Raw genomic sequence first — 5,534 nt, forward strand, 5'->3', positions numbered from 1 at the left:
TAACACATTATTTCGGCTACCTCACCGGCAGCTCAACCCTCGCCTCCCCCGTTTCAGCCGCCTCCGCCACCGTCAGCACCGGCGTCACGCAGGCGTCCACCCCAGCGAAGAGCTCGCGCCAGATGGCGAGGGGCCGCCCGGCGATCACCGCCGCCACCTCGGCGATCAGCGCGGCCTGGTCGGTGTTGTCGTGGCGCGGGGAGAGATCAGGGCGGTTGATCGCGGCGCAGAAGCGGTCCCAGAAGTGTCGCTCCAGCGCGGCCACCGCCAGGTGCCTGCCGTCCGACGTGCGGTAGATCCGGTAGCAGGCCAGGTTCCCCGAGAGTATATGCCCGGCTTCGGCGCTCACCGCGATCCCGGCCTGGGCCACGGCGTGCCATGGCGCCATCAGCCAGCGCGCCGCCGCGTCCATCGGCACATCGAGAAATGCCCCCTCCCCTGTCCGCTCGCGGGCCTGCAGCGCCGCCAGGATCGCCGTCGCCGCTACCAGCCCGCTGGCCATATCGGCCAGCTGCGCGCCCGGAACCGCCGGCTCCCCCGCCGCCGTCGTCATCGCCAGGAAGCCCGATCGCGCCACAAAGTTCAGGTCGTGCCCTGCCATCAGGCTATCGCCCGGCGCCGCCCCGAACCCGCTGATTGCGCAGTAGATCAGGCGCGGGTTCAACGCACGCAGCGCCGCCGCGCCCACCCCCAGCCGATCGAGCACCCCGGGGCGGAAGCCGTCCACCAGCACATCCGCCGCGCCGGCCAGGTCGCGCAGGGCCGCCGCGCCCCCCTCCGACTTCAGATCCAGGGTCACGCTCTGCTTCCCCCGGTTCAGCGCCACAAACTGTGGGCTCTCGCCCGAGGCGTCCAGCGGCTCCATCGCGCGCATCGCGTCGCCCCCCGGCCGCTCCACCTTCGTCACCCGCGCGCCCATCCCGGCCAGGATCTGCGTACACGCCGGCCCGGGGATGTACGACGCCACCTCGATCACGTGGATGCCCGCGAGCGCCTGCTTGATCATAAGAAACCCCATCTATATGAAGAGCCGCCCCATCGGGGCGGCTCTATCATACGACACCTTTCAGTGCCTCAGTGCCTCAGAACCTCAGTGCCTCAGTGCTCTATGCAGGCATAATCCCTGGCCGTGGCCGGGGCGCCGGCCGGTCGCTCGGCGGCAGCGTGATCGGCGCGGCCGTGCCCTTCGTGGGCGGCGGCAGATCCTCGCCGCGGACGATCGCCTCCACCTGGAGCCGGTCGAGCGTCTCGTGCTCAAGCAGCGCCGTCGCCAGGTGGTCGAGCGTCCCCCGGTTCGATGTCAGCAGCTCGATCGCGGTGTGCATCCGCTCATCGAGCAGCTTCCGCACCGCATCATCGAGCCGCGCCGCCGTCGCCTCGCTGTGGTCGCGCGGGCCAGCCATCTCGCGGCCGAGGAAGGGGTTCTCCGCGCCCTCGCTGGCGAAGAGCAGACCCATCTCATCGCTCATGCCCCAGCGCCCGACCATCCGCCGGGCCAGCTGCGTCGCCCGCTGCAGGTCGTTCTCCGCGCCCGTCGTGATCTCGCCGATCGCCACCTGCTCCGCCGCCCGCCCGCCGAACAGCGTCGCCAGCTGCGAGCGCAGGAACTCCCGCGAGTAGTTGAATCGGTCGCCCTCCGGCAGGTACTCCGTCACGCCCAGGGCCCGCCCGCGCGGGATGATCGTCACCTTATTCACCGGGTCAGACTCAGGCAGCAGGCTCGACACCAGGGCGTGGCCGGCCTCGTGGTAGGCGATCACCGTCCGCTCCTGCTCGCTCATCAGCACCGGCCGCTCGGTGCCCAGGACGATCTTGTCCAGGGCCTCGCGGAAGTGCTGTGCCGTGACCTGGCGGGCCATATGCCGCGCCGCGTGGATCGCCGCCTCGTTCACCAGGTTTGCCAGGTCGGCCCCGGCGAAGCCCGGCGTCTGCCGCGCCACGATCGAGGCGTCCACATCGGTCGAGACAGGCTTGCCGCGCAGGTGGATGCGCAGGATGGCCTCGCGGCCGCGCACATCGGGTAGGCCCACCGTCACCTGGCGGTCGAAGCGCCCGGGCCGCAGCAGGGCCGGGTCGAGCACATCGGGCCGGTTCGTCGCCGCGATCACAATCACCGGCACGACCGCGGTCTCAAAGCCGTCCATCTCGACCAGGATCTGGTTGAGCGTCTGCTCGCGCTCGTCATTGCCGCCGCCCATGCCCGCGCCGCGCTGGCGGCCGATCGCATCCAGCTCATCGATAAAGACGATCGCCGGCCCGTTGCGCCGCGCCTGGTCGAACAGGTCGCGCACCCGCGAGGCGCCCACACCGACGAACAGCTCGACAAATTCGCTGGCGCTTGTGCTGAAGAAGGGTACCCCGGCCTCGCCGGCCACCGCCCGCGCCAGCAGGGTCTTGCCGGTGCCGGGAGGGCCGACTAGCAGCACGCCCCGCGGGATCTTCGCGCCCAGCCGCTTGTAGCGATCCGGGTTCTTGAGGAAGTCCACCACCTCGGTCAGCTCGCGCTTGGACTCCTCGGCCCCCGCCACATCGCCGAATGTCACCGTCGGCGTCTCGCCTGTATGCGACTTGGCCTTGGAGCGACCGAAGCTGAACACATTCTGCTGCCCGCGCGACTGCTGGCGCATCATATATATGAACAGGCCGCCGATCAGCAGCACGGGGCCGAAGGAGAGCAGGATGTTCCAGAAGATCGAGGGGTTCTGCACCGAGGCGACAATCTCAACCTTCTTCTCGCGGAGCAGCGGCAGCAGGGTCTGGTCGCCCACCGTCGGGATGGTGCTGGTGAACTGATCCGCCTTCGTCGGCGCATCGCCGAATAGCGTCCCCCCGCTCACCGTCTCGCCCGCCGGGGCCTCGACCGGCGTGGTGAGCACGCCGCGTACCTGCTGGTCATTCAGCTCAACCTTCGTCACATTCCCCGCCTGCACCTGGTCGAGGAATGCGCTATATGGCAGATCAATCGACGGCGTCGTCGGTCGCAGGGTGAAGATATTCCAGACCAGAGTTAGGCCGAGCAGCATCATCAGCCAGCGCATACCGGGGCCGCCAAACATGCTCGCCCCCCCGCTGGGCTGCTGGCCATCTGGCCGCTGTGGTTGTCGTGGAAGCATAAGACACTCCTTCCATCGCCGCATGTGCGGCGTATCGTGTGTATACATGGTACGCCCTAAACCCTGCTCCAGGTGCCCCCTAGTGTTAGCGCCCCGTTAGAATCACGATGAGCATTCGATGAGTGGTATAGTAGACGCCATGAATCTCCTCTCGATCGAGTCTATCAGCAAGCAGTATGCCGAGCGCCCCCTCTTCGAAGATGTCACCTTCGGCATGAGCAGAGGTGATCGCCTCGGCGTGATCGGCGTCAACGGCAGCGGCAAGAGCACGCTCCTGCGCATCGTGGCCGGCATCGAGCCGCCCGACAGCGGCCGCGTCGTCCTCGCCAGCGGTACCCACGTTGCCTACCTCCCCCAGGCTCCTCTGCTGCCCGAGGAGCAGACGGTGCTTGAGGCTGTCTTCGCCGGCGACTCGCCAACCGTGCGTCTGCTCCGCGAGTACGAGCAGGTTAGCGCCCAGCTCGCCGCGCGCCCCGACGACGCCAGCCTGCTCGCCCGCCTGAGCACCCTCACGCCGCAGATGGATGCCCTCGGCGCATGGGACGCGGAGTCGGCCGCCCACACGATCATCACCGAGTTGGGCCTCGCCGAGTACGCCAACTCCCCGATTTCTATCCTCTCCGGCGGGCAGCGCAAGCGCGTGGCCATGGCCCGCGCGCTCGTCGATCAGCCCGACCTGCTCATCCTCGACGAGCCCACCAACCATATCGACACCGACACGATCTCCTGGATGGAGGACTACCTCTCGCGGAGCACCTGTGCCCTCCTCCTCGTCACCCACGACCGCTACTTCCTTGATCGGCTGGTGTCGCGCATGATCGAGCTCGACCGCGGTCGCCTTAGTAGCTACGCCGGCAACTACGCCAGCTTTCTCGAGCAGAAGGCCGAGCGGATCGCCCGCGAGTCTGCCGCCGAGGATGCGCGCCAGAACCTCATGCGTCGCGAGCTTGCCTGGCTGCGTCGCGGAGCCCAGGCCCGCACCACCAAGCAGAAGGCCCACGTTGAGCGCGCCCAAGCTCTAGTTGATCAGCGCCCCGAGGCGGCCCAGGGCAGTGTCGAGATCGACGTGGGCACCGGCCGCCGCATCGGTAAGCGTGTGCTTGAGCTGCACGGCGTGAGTAAGCGCTACGGCGACCGCACCCTGATCGATCACTTCAGCCTAGAGCTCACCGCGAGCGACCGGATCGGCATCATCGGCCCAAACGGCAGTGGGAAATCGACCCTGCTGAACCTGATCTCCGGCCGTGTTCAGCCAGATGGCGGTGAGATCCGTGTCGGTGAGACGATCTACATGGCCTACTACGACCAGGAGAGCGCCGGCCTCGACCTGTCCATGCGGGTCGTTGACTATATCCGTGAGGTAGCCGAGCTGGTGCGCGGGCGCGACGGCGCACTCGTGGCCGCCACCCAGATGCTCGAGCGCTTCCTCTTCACCCCCGAGATGCAGTGGGCCACGATCGCCACGCTCTCCGGCGGTGAGCGGCGTCGCCTCTACCTGCTGCGCCAGCTCATCCACAACCCGAACCTGCTCATCCTCGATGAGCCGACCAACGACCTCGATCTCCAGACCCTCGGTGTTCTGGAGGACTATCTGGACGACTTTAGCGGCGCGGTGATCGCCGTCTCCCATGATCGTTACTTCCTTGATCGTGTCGTCGGCCGCATCTTCGCCTTCGAGGGCGAGGGCCAGATCGTCGAGTACCCCGGCAACTATAGCACCTATACTGAACGCCGCGCCCGCAAGGTTGTCGCGAAGCCTGCCGCCCCCGCGAAGGCGGCCAAGCCTGCCGCCCCCGCGAAGGCACCCGCCGGGCCACGCAAGCTGAGCAGCAAGGAGCGCCGCGAGCTTGAGACTCTGGAGCGGCGCATCGCCGAGCTAGAGGCCCAGCGAGACACTATCGGCGGCCAGCTCAACAGCGCCGGCTCCGACCACACCCGCTACAGCCAACTGGCCGCCGATCTTGCTGCGGTTGAGGTTGACATTGAGACGAGCTTCATGCGCTGGGCCGAGCTTGCAGAGTTCGCATAATGCGCCCATAACACGTTCATAATATTGATCCAATACTTGTGCCTACTACCAGCATAGTAAGAGAGGGTTTGTGGCTTCAGAGAGCCATAAACCCATTTGTGCAAAATGATTTGACAACCCCGTACCAGGGTGATATACTACGCGGGCTGGAATGAACGAGGCCTCACTCAGCAATGAGTAGACCAAACAGGTAAAACATAAGCGAACCGCGCTGAAATTTTATTTCAGAGACGTCGCCAGGGGAGTTCGGTTTACCGGGCGCTTCCTGGTTTTGTTTTTTCCTGGTGTTTGTCCAGTATGCACCTTCATAACTAAATTGCGATAGCAAGTGGGTTCACGTGAACAAAGCTGGAGTAAAGGCGAAAGCCTAGCTTCGGTCAACAACGCAGAGT

General features: G+C 66.3%; 3 protein-coding genes. 1 reads left to right on the forward strand and 2 read right to left on the reverse strand.

Annotated features, from left to right (window positions below):
• Positions 1-16 precede the first annotated feature (16 nt).
• Both K2Z83_RS04940 and ftsH read right to left on the reverse strand, forming a co-directional pair.
• Positions 17-1,006, reverse strand: a complete 990-nt coding sequence (locus tag K2Z83_RS04940) for a CaiB/BaiF CoA-transferase family protein (RefSeq protein ID WP_220594049.1) — start codon at positions 1,004-1,006, stop codon at positions 17-19.
• 100 nt (positions 1,007-1,106) lie between these two features.
• A complete protein-coding gene (gene ftsH / locus K2Z83_RS04945; protein WP_220594079.1) occupies positions 1,107-3,056 on the reverse strand; it encodes an ATP-dependent zinc metalloprotease FtsH in 1,950 nt (649 codons plus the stop codon).
• Positions 3,057-3,252: 196 nt separating this feature from the next.
• On the opposite strand from ftsH, the gene K2Z83_RS04950 reads away from it, so the two are divergent.
• A complete protein-coding gene (locus tag K2Z83_RS04950; RefSeq protein ID WP_220594080.1) occupies positions 3,253-5,142 on the forward strand; it encodes an ABC-F family ATP-binding cassette domain-containing protein in 1,890 nt (629 codons plus the stop codon).
• Positions 5,143-5,534: the final 392 nt, after the last annotated feature.

Origin of the sequence: Oscillochloris sp. ZM17-4 (genome assembly GCF_019599295.1) — a bacterium.
Taxonomy (GTDB): Bacteria; Chloroflexota; Chloroflexia; order Chloroflexales; family Chloroflexaceae; genus Oscillochloris.